We start from the raw sequence: 16,286 nt of genomic DNA on the forward strand, positions 1-16,286 counted from the left end.
ATCTTGTGGCCTAGTTCAGGCCGATGGCGGACCAGAGCTGGTCCTCGGCGGTGACATCCTTGCCGCCGACCTTGGAAAGCTGCTCCATCATGGCGGCGGCAAACTTGGGATCGTTGCCGTCATGGACGAAGTACACAGGGGTGCCGGGCTGGGCCTTCTGAACGAGGGGGGCGATGATCTGGATCATCGCGTCCAGACTTTCCGAACCGATGCCGCTGCGGCAGCGGAGGTCGGTCCATTGCCCGGCCTGTTGAACGAGTGCGGCGATGGACCCTTCACAGCACGAGATGATGACAAAGCTGGCGTTAGGGTCCTGTTTGGCACCGCAGAGCTCCGTGAGTTTCTGCTCCAGAAGGGCGAACAGACCACAGCAGATACGTCCGGCTTTGAGGCCATTGGCGCGAAGCACTTCCTCCGTGGTTTTCACCATGGAGTCATCGCACGCCATGAGGAGGGAGGCCGTGGAGTGCGGATGATGGAACAGCGCGTATCGCTTGCCGCGGTCGAATTTGGCTCCAATAACCGCGCGCGGATTGGAGCGGAGCAGTTCGCCGCTGTTCTCCCGCCTGCTGAGGTTGTTCTCAAGCGAGATGATGAATCGGTTGTTGATGGACACGTTGACCCAGCCGCCCTCTGTCAGGGTGCGCCATTCTTCTGCACGTTGAGGTGCGACTTCGGCAAACTCGCCCTCGCTGTTGCCGGCATCCTGGAAGCGGCCCTTTTTGGTCAAGCCCCGCCAGGAGACATGACCGCGGCTCACGTTGAGCAGCAGGCTGCGACGCCCCAGGAATCTTTTGTTCCAAGACACTTCGGCATCATCCGGCTCAGGCCGGAAGGCGCCGAAGGACAGCACACTTTTGATGTCATCAAGCAGCGGCATAGGAAGAGAGAAGTTGTTCTTTCTGGAGGTAGTCGAACACCTCGTTTTCGGTGAAGCCCGTGGGGCGGTTGAACGCGGGCTTCCAGCCCTCGTACTCACGCTGCTGGAGGCTGCGGTCGAAGCTGATCATCCCGCGTGTCATGCCAGCTTCGAGCTCGTGATCGAGCTTCTTGAACTCGCCACGGCGGATGACGCCACAGACCGAGTCGTAGGGCAGGAGGAGTTCGTGAATGGCGAAACGACGTTGCTTCTGGTCATCGGCCAGCAGGCGTTGGCAGAGGATGCCGCGGAAGCAGTCGGCAAAGGAGAGCATGGCATTCTCCAGCCGGTCGGAGGGGATGAGCTTGAGGTAGCGCTGCACCGTCTGGGCGGCGCTGGAGGTGTGGAGCGTGGCGACCACAAGGTGACCGGTTTCAGCCGCCTGAAGGGCGATTTCGGCAGTCTCCCCATCGCGAATTTCCCCCACCACAATCACATCGGGAGCCTGGCGCAAGGCGGCCCGCAGCGATTTGCCGAAGTCGAGTTCGTCAGTCCCGATTTCGCGCTGGGAGATGAGGGACGGCAGCCCTTGGGGGTAGAGATACTCAATGGGATCTTCGAAGGTGATCACATGTTCCTGACGGCGCTTGGCCCGCTCCAGCACCAAGGCGGCAATAGTGGTGGATTTACCGCTGCCCGTGGCACCGCAGACCAGGAAGAGACCGTTCTTGGCTTCCAGGAAGGACTTGATGGCCGGCGGCGGAAGATAGATGTTCTCCAGCGTGGGGATGTTTTCTGGCAGAAGGCGGAGCACCCAGCGGGAGCGACCGCGAGTAGAGAGGCGGTTCACACGGTAACGACGGCCTCCCATGCTGACCGCGTAGTCCTGAGTGCCAGCCTTCGCCTCGAGTGCCATCGTGGGCTCATAGGTGTAGGCGTCATAGTAGAGTTTGCCGTTGAGCCGGTACACGAGCGGCTCCCAGGGGGTGATGTAAAAATCGCTGATCCCTGAGTTCTGGGAGATTTGCAGGATGCGCTGTCCCAGGATGCTGCGCTCATGAATGTCGTCTTGCGGAGTCATGCAGAAAAAGGGGAGGGAGGAGTAGGACTACTTGTTGCTCACAAACTTGCCCATCAGGGCGGCCCGGGCGGAGGAGCCCTCATAGATGTAGAAGGTGTTTCCCGAGACCACGCCGGAGTCTGCATCCAGGCTGACGAGCCGGACTTGCAGCGTGTACGTGACACCGCCGGTGGTGACCGTGAAGCTGGTGGTGGGGTTCTGCACCGTCACGGTGTCAGCACTGGCCAGGCGGTCGCTGGTATTGGGCGTACTCACCATGGTGTAGTTGATGTTGACCGTGCCGCTCTGGGTGACTGGCTGAGTGAGGGCCAGAGTGAGCCGCAGCGTGGCACTGGTCGCCTCGGAGTCGTTGAACGTGGTGCCGTTCAAGATCATGAGTTCACCGAGATTGAAGTCGGTATTGGCACCCGCGCCGTTGAAGGCGGAACGGGTGAAATCCATGCGGTTCTCCACCCCGGCGTCCAGATACTGTCCCCCGCCTAGATCGAGACGGGTGTCACCGTGACTCACCGTGATGCCGTCGGGATCGGAGTTGTCCGTCGTGTATTTGAGATTGCTGCCACCGGCGACGCTCGTCCAGGTGGGACTGTGGCTGCCGGTGAAGCTGGCGACCAGCTTGTAATAGGTGTCGGAGTCGGAGCTGCTGTCGGTGTACAACAGCGCGTCCGTCGTGAAGTTTTTCGATTCGATCTTGTCGCCGGAGGTGATCGAGATCGGCCCGGTATAGTCCGTCCAGGCACCGCTGTTTTTCCGGTAGCGCAACACGCTGCCCAACAGCGGGGCACCGTTTTTGTTGATGGTCACAGTGGTGGGGAAGGCTGCTTCGCTATAAGTCGCGCCGTTGGGCTGGTTGATGGGCTTGGGCAGCGTCGTGGGGGTGAGGATGCCCGTCGTTCCGCCGCTAGTGGTTCCCCCGCTGGTGGTGCTGCCTGAAGTCGTGCTTCCAGAGGTGGTGCTGCCGGAAGTGGTACTCCCGCTGGTCGTGCTTCCAGAAGTGGTGCTGCCTGAGGTGGTACTTCCACTGGTCGTACTGCCGGTCGTAGTCGTCTCCGTGGGCGGAACAGTGGTGGGATCGAAGACGTTGTCCTGAATATTCAGCGTGGCGTTCGCCGGGGTCAGAAAGGCGTTGTTGCGGTTGGTAGCGTCGATGGACCAAACCCAGCCGTTGGCCCCGTTGTACTGCATGGCCGTGCGCGTCCGCGTTTCGGTAGGGTAGAGGTTTTCGGCGAGGTCGTCATCCAGCACAAAGTCGGAAACTCCGGCCACCCCAGGGCTGGTGCTGATGTCGAAGCGCTGGGTGGTGGGATTCCAGACAGCCCGCGGACTTGTGGAGGCCGCTTGGGTGCTGTCCTGCATCTTAGTGGCCAGCCGCACATCCACGTAACGGCCGGTCAGAGCTCCGGCTTGAAGCTTGGCGTCCGAGTTGGTTCGGACAGTTTTCAGTTTGTCGACGACGCTTTGAGGATTCGTCAGACCAGTCAAAGTGCCCCCATCCGCCTGGTACAGAGAAATAAGATTATTCAACTTGTTTATGTCCACCTGGAGCTTCGTCTCCTCCACGGCGGCCTTTGTGCCCACCAGATTGACCACAACGACTGCGGCCAGCACGGAAGTAACGGCAATCGCCAGAATCAGCTCTACCAGCGTAAAGCCGGAGCGTTGCTGATTTTTATGTCGATAATAAGCGAGCGCCATGATTCCCAATATTGACAATCAATATGAAATTTCAAGCTTTTTGATAAACATTTTATGGTATTTGTATTTTTAGAGAATTCGACCTTTTGGTTTTTTGAAAAAATGTGTTTCTCAATCATCTAGAGTCCCAAACCGAGCCTAATCGAAGGGTTCTGCTAAGGAAACACCCGCAATTGGGTGAGGGTGGGAGCGACATTCGGGCGTGACGTCCTCGCAAAAATTAGATTATTTACGGCTAATATTAAAAACTCTTTACAAATTGACCGTCGAATCCATAATTCCCATAGCTAACACCACCACTATGCAACCCTTCTACCGCTCATGGCTCTGCTGTAGCCTCCTACTCATGGGCTCTCTGCTTCCTGCCACGGGGCAGGATGTCAGCCTCATGCGGCTGACCTCGCCCCAGTATGAGACCGAGGCCGCCAAGCTCCGGTCACTTCCGCCCCGGCCCTACGAGTTTTCGAAGGCGATGCTGGGAGATGTCATCCGGTTTTTGGCTACCGACGCCGGCATGTCCTTCTTTTCGCTCCCAGATGGCAGTCCCGAAGCGGATAGGCTCATCACCTTCACGTTGAATGCGAGCCCGTTTCAGGCCTTGGAGACGCTGTGCAAAGCCAATGGCCTGGCCCTCGTGCCCGACGGGGGCATCTGGTACGTGCGTTCAGCAGATGACAAGGAGTTGATTGGCAAAGCCTACATGGTGAAGCACAACTCCATGGAGAAGGTGTCAAAGGTCTCAGCAGGGGGGGGCAGCGCCATCAGCATGCCGCAGTCGGGCTCGAATGGGAGCAGCAGCGATGGCGACAGCGGATCTGGCAGCGTGACGTCGGGAGGGGTGGATCTCCAAGGGGCGCGCGAAACTTTCCGGACGGAACGCAGCGAACTCATCAATGACATTCGCGCCATTCTCGATCTGGGGCCGGAGAACGGCAGTAGCGGAGGTGGAGGTCTGGTGGCGCTTGCGGGGGCTAGTTTCTCTGAGCCCACCGCGGCAGCGCCCACAGGTCCTGCCGCCAACGGAGTGCCGCTGGACATCTACGGAAACGTGCGCAAACCCAAGGTGCTTTGGAAGTCTGACTCCAACATGCTCTACGTGGTGGCGACCCGTTTGCAGCACATGTGGGTGGAAGGCTATCTGGCGGCGGCCGACAAGCCGCAAGCGCAGATCGCCATCGAGGTGAAGTTCTTTGAAACAAGCCGCGACCCGAGCAAGGAGTTCGGCGTGGACTGGTCTGGCACCTTTGGGCAGAGTGGGCTTTTCCGGCAGGTGGACAACGTGGTGACCAATCCAGAAACCGGTAACTCAGTCGTTAGCACCACAAACATTCCCCAGACAGAAGGCGGATACCGCACGGACCTCTCAAACCTGCTTTCCCTTGGGAACCTGAATGAAGCCAAGGCCTTTCTGGCTCCTTCCACCGCAGTGCTGAGCGCCCAGGATGTGAACATCAAACTGCGCGCCATGCTCAAGGACCAGGAAACCAGGACGGTGAGCTACCCGCGCATGGTGACGACGAACAACCGTGAGGTGGTGATCCGCAGCGTGGTGAACCAGCCGGTGTTGGGAGGATCTGCATCGACCAGCCTGGGTACCGGTTCAACGACGACATCGTCCATCAGCTACCTCCCCATCGGCACGGTCATCAACATCCTGCCCAAGCGGATGATGGATGACAAGATCAACTTGAACCTCGCCATCACCGTCTCTAGCATCATCGGCACCGAGGTGATCCAAGGCAATCCGTATCCCGTTGCTTCGAGCCGTGTGTACAGCGCCCCGGTGGAGTTGAACAACGGTTACACGGTCGCAGTGGGTGGCTTGGACGAAGCCCGTGAACAGGAAGGCGAACAGGGTATTCCCGTTCTGGGTAAAATCCCCATTCTCGGGTACGCATTCAAAACCAAGGGCAAGGCGAAGAATCACAAGAACCTCATGATCTTCATCACGCCCTCGCTCATCGATGTGCGCAATGGCGGTCTTCCGGAGAAGCCGCAGTCGGTGCTGCCTCGCAAGCCGGAGGAACTCATGCCCAAGACTCCACGCATTGGAGAAGACGGCGGACTGGTTGGAGGAATCAACGCCATCCCCGGAGGCATTCTCTTCCTGCAACGCAGCAGCGATGAGATCAAGCAGACGATTCTGGAGGCCCGCGGCACCAAGGAGGACTATGCCCGTGTGGATGAACTTGAGGCTGCCGTGAAGAAGCTTGGCACCGAAGTGGACCAGTACCTTGCCGCGCAGCCAGACAAGTGGGAGGAGCTCAACAAGTACAAGTGGCAGCTCGCCGGCCTGCTGGATGATGTGAAAAAGCATCGCCGGGCGCTTTTCAAGAAGAGCTATTACTGAGCAGTAGTTTCTTCCAAACAGATTTCCTGGTCGAGTGGGCCAGGAGTGGTGGTTCCGCCGGACCGTGCTGCGGGTGCAGCACAGTCCGGCGGACGTTTTTTGGAACAGATGTCTGGAGAAGGGGCTCAGCGCAAGTAGCTGCGTTCGTGAGAACGCGAAGGGTATGCAGGCGATGGCGGGTTGAATGGCGATGATGCGTCAGGGGCAGGCGGCTGGAACGCATTCTTACGAATGCATCCACGAACTTCTTGGAACTGCACAAGTAGCTTCGTTCGTGAGAACGCGGAGGGCGTGTGGGCGATGACGGGTTGAATGGCGATGATGCGTCAGGGGCAGGCGGCCGGAACGCATTCTTACGAATGCATCCACGAACATCTTGGAACTGCACAAGTAGCTTCGTTCGTGAGAACGCGGAGGGCGTGTGGGCGATGACGGGTTGAATGGCGATGATGCGTCAGGGGCAGGCGGCTGGAACGCATTCTTACGAATGCATCCACGAACTTCCTGGAACTGCACAAGTAGCTGCGTTCGTGAGAACGCGGAGGGAGTGCAGGCGATGACGGGTTGAATGGCGATGATGCGTCAGAGGCTGGGCGGACTGACCGCATTTTTACAAATGCAGCTACAAGGAGTCTCGGGAATCGGAGGGCTCGCGGCCTTGCAGACGTGTTGTGACATCGAACCTTGGCCATTCGATTTCGGGACGCAGTCGATCTCCTTCCCACCAAAAAAGAAGCGCCGCATCTGCGGCGCTTCTCATGAAACCATCGGATCTGTTGACTCCTCTTACTTCAACGTTTCGGCGAAGAGTTCCTTCATGGCCTCCCAGGACTTGGCGTCGGCATCGGCGTTGTAGGCGGAGCCTTTGCTGACATCATCACCGGCGTGCTTCTGGGTGAAGGAATGCACGGCGCCGGGATAGGCCACGAACTTGTACTTCACGCCGGCCACTCTCATCTCACTGTGAAAGGCTTCGACCTCGGCGCCGGGAACGAAGGGGTCGTCCTCGCCATGACAGACGAGAACCTGGCCCTTGATGCTCTTGGCATCTTCCGGGGTGGGGGAGCTGAGGCTGCCGTGGAAGCTCACCACGGCCTTCACCGGGGCGCCGCTGCGGGCCAGTTCGAGGGCGCCGGTACCGCCAAAGCAGTAGCCGATCACGGCCACCTTGCTGGCATCGGTATGCTCATTCTGTGCGAGCACATTGAACGCGGACGTGAGGCGTTCGCGATAGAGCTTGCGGTCGTTCTTGTACTTGCCTGCTTCCTTGCCGGCCTCGGGCGGCTGGGGGCGGATGCCTTTGCCGTAGATGTCGGCGACGAAGACATTGTAGCCCAGCTCAGCGAGCATGCGGGCACGCATTTTTTCGTAGTCGCTGGGGCCGGTCCACTGGTGCACGATCAGCACGGCAGGGAGTTTGCCGGTTTTGGCGTCGTCATAGACGTGCCAACCCTCGCAGGTGGCGCCTGCAGAGGTGTATTCCACCGCGGTTTCTTTGATTCCAGCCTGGGTGTTCGTCGGAGTCATCGCGAAGACAGTGCACAGGGCGGCCAGCAGGCCGGAGAGAGGCAAGGTTTTCATCCTGATACCAAGGCGGCATCTGGAGGCGATGGCAAGCAACTTACACCACGCCGCCGAGACTAAATTTTCACCGTCCCGACATCCAATCTAACATCCCCGGTCGTACGCGTCGCCGTCGCACGCAGGCAGTAAAAAGGCCGGTGTTCACAGGGAACACCGGCCTGGTGGAAAGTGCGGTTTCAGGAAGCAACTTTCCGGACGGCGGTCTATTTGGCGGCTGCCTTGGGAGACTCCTTCGCGGCGGGTTTCACGGTCTTCCTCAGCTCATCCGCCGTCCAGGCTTTGGTGCGGCCCGCGTTGGCGGTACGGATGGCATTGATCTCCTTGGTCGAGACCGGAGAGGCCGTGTGATCCCACTCGCGGCGCATGTAGGTGAGGACATTGGCAATGTCATCGTCCGTCAGGTGGGGCAGCGGAGGCATCTCCAGATGCCAGGTGCGACCACTCACGGTGACAGGGCCACTGAGGCCATGCATGATGATGCGGGCGGGGCGATCCACCGCACCGATGACCCACTCGGAATCCACCACTGGCGGTGCCAGGCCTTCCAGGCCCGTGCCACCGGGTTGGTGGCAGGCGGCACAGAGTCCGGCGTAGATGAGCTTGCCCTTCTCAAACTGGGCCTGTTGATCGACCGTGAGGGGCTTCACCACTGGCGGCGGGGGCACACCGGGTTTGCCCGGCCAGGCGAGTGCCTTGTCCACCGTGGTGAGCAGGGTGTTGGCAGCCTTGTTGCTTGCGAGCTTGGCGGACAGCGCGGTCAGAGCGGCAGGCTGGGCCTCAAGGTAGAGGAGCTTGCGCGGCTGGGCTTTGGCCTTCTTGTCCAGCGGGGTGCCGGCCATGCCGTTCAGGAGGGCCAGTTGGCGTGGGCTGTTGGTGGCCTGGGCGGCCACCACTTCCAGCAGGCCGCTGACGCGGGCGGATTTGCGTTCGGTGGTGATGCAGTTCGCCAGCACCTGGACAAGACCGCTGGCCACGAGAGTGTCCGTCTTGCCAGCAGGTTCGGCGAGGAGCGCTTGCAGGAACTCCAGCTCGCGGCCGCGCAGGCCGGAGGTGATGGCGTCGTTGAGCAGCGGGCTGCCGCCTTTCTTCAGAAGCGTGAGCACAGATTTCATCGCGTCCGGCCCCGGTTGGGCGCTGAGTTGCAGGGCCAGTTGCACCCGCACCTCGGCGCTGGAGTCATCGAGCATCTTGTAGAGCTCTGGCATCACCAAGAGGTTTGCCAGACGCACGCCAGCCACGCGCACCTTTTCATGGGAGTCTTTGAGGGCGGCGGTGAGTACCTCCGGGGTCAGGGCCTTGAGCCCATCCAGCGTCCAAAGTGCCTGGACGCGGGCTTGGGGCAGTTCCGCTTTGGCAGCGATTTCTGCGATGGCGGGCACCACCGAGGCGTCGCCGCGCTCCACGAGCACGCGCTGGGCAGTGTCGCGCACATGGCCGTTCGCATGGGCCAGAAGCGCCACGATGCCTGCCGAATCCTTGGGCAGCTTCACGGTCGCAGGAGCCGGTTTGTCCTCTGGGACAATGCGGTAGATGCGGCCCAAATTGACGGGCTGCTCCAGCTTGCGGGCCTCGATGTTGGCCACCAGGTAGTGGGTGAGGAAGAACTTGTGCTGCACGATGCCGCGCGCCATGTCCACGATGTAGAGGGCACCGTCCGGGCCGTTGTAGGCATTCACCGGGCGGAAACGTTCGTCGGTGGAGGTGAGGAACTCCGTCTCGGTGTAGGCGTTTTTCGCGCTCAAGACGCCACCGCTTTCACTCAGCACGAGCCGCTTCACCAGGTAGCCGCAGGGTTCAGGAATGAACGCGTTGCCCCGGAACTCCTTGGGGAAGAGGTCACCGCGATAGATGCCGGCACCGCAGGTGCCCGTGACGGTGGCCAGACGGCCATCGGGGCGCAGTTGCTTCTCCGTGTAGCCGCGGTTCACGCCGGGGGTGGGCACGGCTGGCCAGGTGGTCTGGTCCTTCATCACCTGGTAGTTCAGCGCCAGACGGTCGGTCAGGTTCGGGTTGCGCTCATACACCGCTGGCGGGAGCAGGTCGCTGCGCAGGAGATCGCTGTTGTAGTTGAAGTAGCGCCGACCCCAGTCGTCTTGCGTCAGACCCCACTGGCCGCCACTCTTGGTCGGCTCAGAGGTGAACTTGCCCTGGCTGTAGCGGATGCGCTGGCCGTAGCCGGCGCTCCAGATGAGGTTGTCCATGCACCAGGTGGGGGAGTTGGCCATGTGCTCTGGCTGCCCGCCCGCACTGCCATAGCTACCGCCGATGACTTCCTGTTTGTCAGCCACGCCATCGCCGTCGGTGTCATGGTAGAAGGTGAGATTCGGTGGTTCCGCCACCACGGCACCGTCCCCCAGCGCCATCACCCCGCGGGGCATGAGCAGCTTGTCCACAAAGACGGCGGCCTTGTCCATCTTGCCATCCCCGTCGGTGTCTTCGAGCCGCTTGATACGACCGATCGGCTGGTCCTCTCCGGCACCGTTCACGTCATTCATGTAGCCGCGCATCTCCACGACATACAGGCGACCTTGGTCGTCCCAGCTCATGGCCACGGGTGCCTCCACCATCGGCTCAGCCGCCACGAGTTGCACCTTGAAGCCCTTGGCCACTTTCAGCGCCTTCACGGCCTCTTCCGGGCTCAACACTGGCGGAGGAGGAAGCTTGAACTTCAGTTCCACGGACTCCGGCCCGCGATTCTTGGTGCGATCTTCCTTGGGGGCCGCCGGGGGAGGAGTGGGCTTGGCAGCCTCCTGGGCTGGTGAGGAGAGTGTGGCCAGCGACAGGGCGATCCCGGTCAAGGGCAGGGCAAGGGAACGGATGCTCATTTGGATGGATCAGATAACAACGGCAATGGCAATGGCGGGCAGTTTTGGGACCAGTGAACAGCGTGAGGGGGCTGGAATTGGACAAGCCAATCCTTCTGCAGGCCCGCCCAGAGGCGGTTGGGACGGCACGGCTCACTTATCGGTCGCCATATTCCCGCTGTTTCAGCCGGATCGCAAGAAATGAGCCGGGCTTGCCAGATTTGGCTGCTTTTGTCGGTCAGTCTGTGCCTTTACGGCGGCGGAAGATGGTCTCTACCACATTGCGAACGTATTGCTCGTCGCTCAGGCCATGAATGGTCTCCTCAGGAAATTTGACCAGTTCGCGGAAGTGAGTGGCCAGGTTTTCGAAAAGGGTGATTCGTGCTTGGGGGGTGAGTTCCTCCCGACGGACCAGAGCATTGAGCGCCACCTGCGCCTCCTCCGGTCCCACCTTCTGGCGAAGTCGGGCTTCCAGATGCGGGTGGTCGCGCAGGGAGTTGTACTTGCCCGCCAGGACGGAGGCCACATCCGGTGGCGTGGTCTTGATGGTGCGCACCACCACCGTGCCTGCCGCTAGGTCGCCCAGGCGTTGGGAGCGGGAATTGAACAATGACACGAGACCGCCCACGGCGTAGAACAATGGCAGCATGTCCACGAAACGCAGGAGATTGCGCACCACCACCTGGGAGGGGCGCAGCTTGAGCCCGCTTTCATCCATGACGCGGAGGCCCATGACCTTTTTTCCCAGGGTCTGACCTCGCCAGAGCAGTTCCATCGCCATCCGGGCCCCCTCCATGCACACGAACTGGATCAGAATGGCCAGCCCCACGCCTGTGTCGCCCCCGAGGAGCTGCATGGCGCGCAGGATTGGGGCGATGACATTCATGGCGGCCATGATGGCCACGAAATCGATGAAGAACGCCACCGCCCGGGTGAAGGGGCCGGCCAGGGGCAGGGAAAAGGACACGCCCTCTGGAGTGGCGATCTGCAGCGTGGCGGTGCGGCTGGCGTTCATGGGCAGGACGGCGTCAGGAGAAAGGGGGTCGCAAAGGCGCGAGATCAGGGGGCTGGTTCCGATGGGGCGCGACGACCGCAGAGGAAGAGAAAGGCGATCAATCCGACCAGCTCCACGGTTCCGAAGGTGATCTTCACCCAGTAAGGCAGAACCGGTGCGTGATACTGGGAGAAAAAGGCCTCCACAATACCTGCCCAGATCAGCATCACGGCAGCGCCGCCCGCCAGGGTGGCCAGATCCGGGGTGATCAATCGAAGTCGCTTCCGCAAACTGTGAGGTGTGCCCCAGCCGATGAGGGCGCGTCCCAGCACCAGCCCGCCCTGCCCGGCCACCAGGATGGCGGGGATTTCAATGGATCCATGCGGCAGCAGCCAGCCAAAGAGGAATACAATCTGCCCGTCCATGACATAGTCCACCGCCACGGCACCCAGAATGACACCGTTGTAAAACAGCAACACGACGGTGAGAATCCCGAAGGTGATACCAAAGGCCAGGGCCCGTAGGGAGACGGTGATGTTGTTCTGCATCAACTCCGCGGAGAAGCGGGCCTTGTGCCCGGACATACGGTCGAACTCGGTGGGCCGCTCCTCACGGGCGACACGCTGACTGGGTGTCTGCTCCACAAGATGGCCGAACTGGGAAGGGAAGATCGCCTCACGACCCTCATTGCCATGAAGGACGAGAATCCCACCCAGCATCGCCCCCACGAACGTGAGGATGACGGCCATATTAAAACCCCAGATCTGGCGGCGGAAGGTGTCAGGAAACGTGCGGGTGAGCCAGTGCCAGGGCTTGAAGTGGCGGGAGTTTCGCGTGGCGGAGTGGATCTCTGCGTAGCCGGTGCCCACCAGGTTCTCCAGGTAGGCTTTCAGCTCGGGCTCGGCGGAGTATCCCTGGATGCGGGCCAGATCGGCCGAGGCCCGCTGGTAGAGCGCCAGGAGATGGCGGGAGTATTTGAGGTCTGAGAGGGAGGCCAGCCCTTCGCGCACCCGGCCCAGCTCCCGCTCCAGCTCCTGCCAGACAGGGCGTTCCCGTTCGATGAAGGTCTTGAGATCAGCGATCATGGGGTGCGTTGCGGTCCGGTGTCTCTGGAACTAGATGAGCTGGCGCTTCTTCACGCGCAGGTATTCATTCACCACATCCGCCACCAGATTCTCCTGGAGGGAGGAGGTCAGGTGCACTCCGCGCTGCTTGAGCACCCGCGTGGTTTCCTGAAGATCATTCCAGAGCAGCTGGCCCGCCAGGCGGCCGTAGAGCTCCTCGTCGTTCTTGATTTCATCACCCTTGCCGAAGAGGGGGGCGATCTCCTTCTGCCCCAGCATGTGGGTGAGCACCACGTGTCGACGCGCCACCAGACTCACGCCTTCTACAAACTGTTCGGACAGCCAGGGCTCGCCCAGATCCGTGAGGAAGATCATCAAGGAACGGTGACGCAGGCGGTTGCCGATGTGGATGAAGACATCCTCGTAGTCCGGGCTCACGGGATCGGCCTGCAGGGTGTAGAGCACGTCCCGGATGGTGTTGTAGTGGCTGCGGCCGCCCCCGGCAGGGATGATGCGCTGCACACGATCGGAGAAGACGATGAGGCCAAACTTGTCCGTCTGCTGCTCGGCGGCCAGAGCTAGCACCAAGGTGGCCTGAATGAAACGCTCGAGATGCGTCTTGGCCAGAAAGCCTGCCTCCTGATGCTCTGCCAGATGGTCCAGTCGTCGGGCGCTGCGGCGGGAGGCATCAATGGCGACATACACCTCCTGGGTGCGCTCCAGCTGGAACATCTTGGTCACGGGGAAGCGGCGCTTGGCCGTGCCCCGCCAGAAGATGTCATCGTAGCTGTCGCCCGGGGCATACTCACGCAGCTGCTCGAACTCACGCCCCTTGCCGATCTGACGCACATGGTGGATGCCGATGACCCCCCTGCGGAAAAAGAGGGGAGCCAGCACATTGCGCTCCCTTGTCAGGTCGGGGTACACGCGGAACTCCGTCTGGCAGGGCAGCGAGCGGCGGGCATGCCAGAGTCCCAGGCGCGAGCGCCCCTCCAGGTGCACCCGTTTGATGAGGTAATTTCCGCGCTCCACCGCCTTCAGATTCCAGGTCAGGCGGGTGTTTTCCAGATCCTTCTTCAGCGTGGGATTGAGGATGGGGCGTTCACAGTCCAACCCCTCCGGGAACCCCAGACCAACGCGCAGCCACCGGCAGCGGCCACCGGGATTGGTGAGGGTGGCTTCCAGCACCAGCTCGCGTCCCTTCGAGGTGCGGATGGTCTCGGGGAGCTTCACTTTCAGCATCTGCAGAGAGGCGGCGGCACTGGGGGCATCCAGGGCCACCAGAAGCAACAGCAACACGGCCACGCCCAGCATTGCCGCCACCGGGGCCTCGGCAAGACCCAGCAGGGCAAAGAGCGGGATGCCCAGAATCCCGGTGTAAAGAAGCAGGCGGTTGGAAGGGACGAGCATGGGGGCGGTTCAGGTCAACTCAGCACACACACCAGTGCGAAGCAGGCATGAGGAGAAAGCCAAACCTTAGCGCGGCACGGGAACGGCTTCCAGCACCCGGCCGATCAGTTCCTCAAGGGTGAGGCCTTCGATCTCGAACTCCGGACGCAGCACCATACGGTGCCCCAGAACCGGGGCGGCCAGGGCGCGGACGTCGTCGGGCGTCACGAAGTCCCGCATGTCCAGCGCAGCACGGGCCCGGCTCGCGAGCAGGAGGGACTGGGTGGCGCGGGGACCGGCTCCCACCAGGACCGCCTCGTGGTCGCGGGTGGCGCGGACGAGGTCCACGATGTAAGCGATGAGATCCTCTCGCACCACAATATGGTGCAGAGCGGCCCGCAGGGTGGCGATGCGGTCGGCGGTGAGCACCTGACGCACGGCACCGCTCTCCAGCACCGACTCCGGAGACTCATTCCCCAGCATGCGGGTGGCGAGATCCAGCTCCTCATTCCGGGTGGGGTACGTTACCTGCACCTTGAACATGAAACGGTCCTTCTGCGCCTCGGGCAGCGGGTAGGTGCCCTCGTATTCCACCGGGTTCTGCGTGGCAAACACTGTGAAGCTGGAGGGGAGGGTGTGCGTCTCATTGTCGATCGTCACCAGACGCTCCTGCATGGCTTGCAGCAGGGCGGATTGGGTCTTGGCCGGGGCGCGGTTGATTTCATCCGCCAGCAGGAAGCTGGTGAACACCGGGCCCTTTACCAGGACGAAGGCGTTGTCCTTGAGGTTGAAGACGCTGGTACCCGTGATGTCCGCCGGCATGAGGTCCGGGGTGAACTGGATGCGGGCGAACTCGCCCCCCAGCACGCGGGCCAGGGTGCGCACCAGGAGCGTCTTGCCCACGCCGGGCACCCCTTCCACCAGCACATGGTGACCGGTGAAGATGGCGATCAGGGCGTGATCAATGACGTTCTGCTGGCCAATGATGACTTTGGCGATCTCGGCACGCGCATCAGAGAGCGCGGCCTTCACGGTTTCGAGGGTTTCAGTCATGGCGAAAATTCAGACCTGAGGGCGGACCGCTGGCAGGGTGACTTCATGCCTGCCGGATGACAAGCACAAGTCGCTCAGCCCGCCCAGTTTCTCCGTGTCACCACATCGGTCAACTAAAGGTGCAATGCGCGAGTGCAAATTTCGCCAGGGCTGCGGGCCGCGCTTGCGGAGGCGTTTTGACGCTAGCACACTCCTGCTCGTGGAAGCCCCGCTCAAGATCCTGCTTACGAACTTCCGGCTGGCAGAGCGGACGGGCTCAGAGTGCGTGACGGTGGATCTGGCCACGGGCCTGCGACAGCGCGGGCACGAGGTGGCCGTGTACACCCCCGAGATTGGACCGCTGGGCGAGCGGTTCCTGGAGGAGACGGGCATCCCGGTGGTATCGAAGCCAGAGGACGCCCCTTGGGTGCCGGACGTTATTCACGGGCAGCACCTGCTCCCCACCACCCTGGCCCTGCTGGCCTTTCCCACCGTGCGGGTAGTGTACTACTGCCATGGCTATGGTCCGCTGGAAGAGCGTCCACCGGTGCATCCCCACGTGCGGCGCTGGCTGGCACCTTCACCGAGATTTCAGGGCTGGTTTGCCAAGGAGTTTGGCATTCCCAAGGAACAGTTCGTTCTGGCCCCCAACTTTGTGGACACCGCAAAATTTCGGCGATCGGCGGACCGGGAGCAGGGGAGGCGGCACGCTCTGCTCTATCACACCAACCTGCGTCGCGGGGCAGAGGTCGAGATCCTTCAACAGGGGTGTCGGGAGGCGGGTTGGAGTTTTGACGCGGTAGGCTCGGCGTTTGGTGGCGGCACGGATGCGCCTGAATTGTTGCTGCCCCGCTATGAGGTTGTCTTCACCTCCGGCAGGTCCGCGCTGGAGGCTCTGGCCTGTGGGTGCCGGGTCGTCATCGTGGGAGAAGGCCGCCTTTCGCCGGTGTTGACCCCTGAAACCTACGAAGCTGCCCTGGCCGTGAACTTTGCCAGCGTGCCGGAGCACGGTGAGCTCTATGAGGCGGCCGTGGTGGGGGCGTTGCAGACGGCTGCTGCCGCAGATTCAGACGGTGCAGCAACCGGCCTGATCGAGCAGATCCGCAGCGAGCATGCCTTGAGCGTGGCCTTGGACCGGCTCGAAGTTTTGTATCGGGAGGTCGTCAGTGAGCCCGTTCCTGCGCCAGATCCAGAGCGGGATCAGGCCGCCTTGCATGCTGCCTTGAAAGTCGCCGCCTCGGCCTTGGCGGAGAACCGTCGGGAAACCGCGAGGCTCAAGGCGGGCTGGGAGGAAACCAAACGGAAGCGGGAGGCGCTGGCAGGGGAGTTGAAGGAAATGAAGCAACAACAACGGAAGGCAGCGGCGACGAATGCGGAAGGTGGCCGGCTTCGGAGGTTAATGGAAATAATCTTCGGCAACAAGCGGTGATGTTG

The 16,286-nt window shown here is 61.5% G+C and carries 11 protein-coding genes; 2 read left to right on the plus strand and 9 right to left on the minus strand.

From position 1 onward, the window contains the following. Nucleotides 1-10 precede the first annotated feature (10 nt). From BV034_RS02690 to BV034_RS02700, 3 genes are read right to left on the minus strand one after another with little or no spacing between them, the layout of a single operon-like run. The gene (locus BV034_RS02690; RefSeq protein ID WP_050023873.1) at nt 11-880 is read right to left on the minus strand and encodes a hypothetical protein; all 870 of its coding nucleotides are present in this window, start codon (nt 878-880) and stop codon (nt 11-13) included. Continuing rightward, a complete protein-coding gene (locus tag BV034_RS02695) occupies nt 867-1,940 on the minus strand; it encodes an ATPase, T2SS/T4P/T4SS family (protein ID WP_050023874.1) in 1,074 nt (357 codons plus the stop codon). The genes BV034_RS02690 and BV034_RS02695 overlap by 14 nt, the downstream gene beginning before the upstream one ends. A gap of 27 nt (nt 1,941-1,967) precedes the next feature. Further along, the gene (locus BV034_RS02700; protein ID WP_050023875.1) at nt 1,968-3,635 is read right to left on the minus strand and encodes a choice-of-anchor K domain-containing protein; all 1,668 of its coding nucleotides are present in this window, start codon (nt 3,633-3,635) and stop codon (nt 1,968-1,970) included. Nucleotides 3,636-3,981: 346 nt separating this feature from the next. On the opposite strand from BV034_RS02700, the gene BV034_RS02705 reads away from it, so the two are divergent. Beyond that, complete coding sequence (locus BV034_RS02705) at nt 3,982-5,985, plus strand: type II and III secretion system protein (RefSeq protein ID WP_050023877.1); 2,004 nt, start codon at nt 3,982-3,984, stop codon at nt 5,983-5,985. A 786-nt stretch (nt 5,986-6,771) separates the two neighbouring features. Here BV034_RS02705 and BV034_RS02710 read toward each other — a convergent pair. The 6 genes from BV034_RS02710 to BV034_RS02735 all read right to left on the minus strand — a co-directional run bounded on the left by BV034_RS02710 (nt 6,772) and on the right by BV034_RS02735 (nt 14,873). Beyond that, nucleotides 6,772-7,566, minus strand: a complete 795-nt coding sequence (locus tag BV034_RS02710) for a dienelactone hydrolase family protein (protein WP_050023879.1) — start codon at nt 7,564-7,566, stop codon at nt 6,772-6,774. Nucleotides 7,567-7,772: 206 nt separating this feature from the next. Continuing rightward, nucleotides 7,773-10,394, minus strand: a complete 2,622-nt coding sequence (locus tag BV034_RS02715; RefSeq protein WP_050023881.1) for a PVC-type heme-binding CxxCH protein — start codon at nt 10,392-10,394, stop codon at nt 7,773-7,775. Nucleotides 10,395-10,611: 217 nt separating this feature from the next. After that, complete coding sequence (locus BV034_RS02720; RefSeq protein ID WP_050023883.1) at nt 10,612-11,388, minus strand: RDD family protein; 777 nt, start codon at nt 11,386-11,388, stop codon at nt 10,612-10,614. A 44-nt stretch (nt 11,389-11,432) separates the two neighbouring features. Next, nucleotides 11,433-12,452: a stage II sporulation protein M gene (locus tag BV034_RS02725; protein WP_050023885.1), complete on the minus strand. Its 1,020-nt coding sequence runs from the start codon at nt 12,450-12,452 to the stop codon at nt 11,433-11,435. 30 nt (nt 12,453-12,482) lie between these two features. Then, entirely contained in the window at nt 12,483-13,841 is a 1,359-nt protein-coding gene (locus BV034_RS02730; protein ID WP_050023887.1) for a DUF58 domain-containing protein, read from the minus strand. Between the two features lie 66 nt (nt 13,842-13,907). Beyond that, complete coding sequence (locus BV034_RS02735) at nt 13,908-14,873, minus strand: MoxR family ATPase (protein WP_050023888.1); 966 nt, start codon at nt 14,871-14,873, stop codon at nt 13,908-13,910. A 199-nt stretch (nt 14,874-15,072) separates the two neighbouring features. Between BV034_RS02735 and BV034_RS02740 the strand changes: the two genes are divergently transcribed. Beyond that, nucleotides 15,073-16,281 carry a glycosyltransferase gene (locus BV034_RS02740; protein WP_265592547.1) on the plus strand — a complete coding sequence of 403 codons (1,209 nt, stop codon included), beginning with the start codon at nt 15,073-15,075 and terminating at the stop codon, nt 16,279-16,281. The last annotated feature ends 5 nt before the right edge of the window (nt 16,282-16,286 follow it).

Origin of the sequence: Verrucomicrobium sp. BvORR034, from assembly GCF_000739635.1 — a bacterium.
Classification (GTDB): Bacteria; Verrucomicrobiota; Verrucomicrobiia; order Verrucomicrobiales; family Verrucomicrobiaceae; genus Verrucomicrobium.

Bases quoted from the DNA above. Each gene is read 5' to 3' on its own strand.
- BV034_RS02700 (WP_050023875.1), bottom strand. From the start codon at position 3,635: ATGGCGCTCGCTTATTATCGACATAAAAATCAGCAACGCTCCGGCTTT.
- BV034_RS02725 (WP_050023885.1), bottom strand. From the start codon at position 12,452: ATGATCGCTGATCTCAAGACCTTCATCGAACGGGAACGCCCTGTCTGG.
- BV034_RS02735 (WP_050023888.1), bottom strand. From the start codon at position 14,873: ATGACTGAAACCCTCGAAACCGTGAAGGCCGCGCTCTCTGATGCGCGT.
- BV034_RS02710 (WP_050023879.1), bottom strand. From the start codon at position 7,566: ATGAAAACCTTGCCTCTCTCCGGCCTGCTGGCCGCCCTGTGCACTGTC.
- BV034_RS02715 (WP_050023881.1), bottom strand. From the start codon at position 10,394: ATGAGCATCCGTTCCCTTGCCCTGCCCTTGACCGGGATCGCCCTGTCG.
- BV034_RS02730 (WP_050023887.1), bottom strand. From the start codon at position 13,841: ATGCTCGTCCCTTCCAACCGCCTGCTTCTTTACACCGGGATTCTGGGC.
- BV034_RS02705 (WP_050023877.1), top strand. From the start codon at position 3,982: ATGGGCTCTCTGCTTCCTGCCACGGGGCAGGATGTCAGCCTCATGCGG.
- BV034_RS02720 (WP_050023883.1), bottom strand. From the start codon at position 11,388: ATGAACGCCAGCCGCACCGCCACGCTGCAGATCGCCACTCCAGAGGGC.
- BV034_RS02690 (WP_050023873.1), bottom strand. From the start codon at position 880: ATGCCGCTGCTTGATGACATCAAAAGTGTGCTGTCCTTCGGCGCCTTC.
- BV034_RS02695 (WP_050023874.1), bottom strand. From the start codon at position 1,940: ATGACTCCGCAAGACGACATTCATGAGCGCAGCATCCTGGGACAGCGC.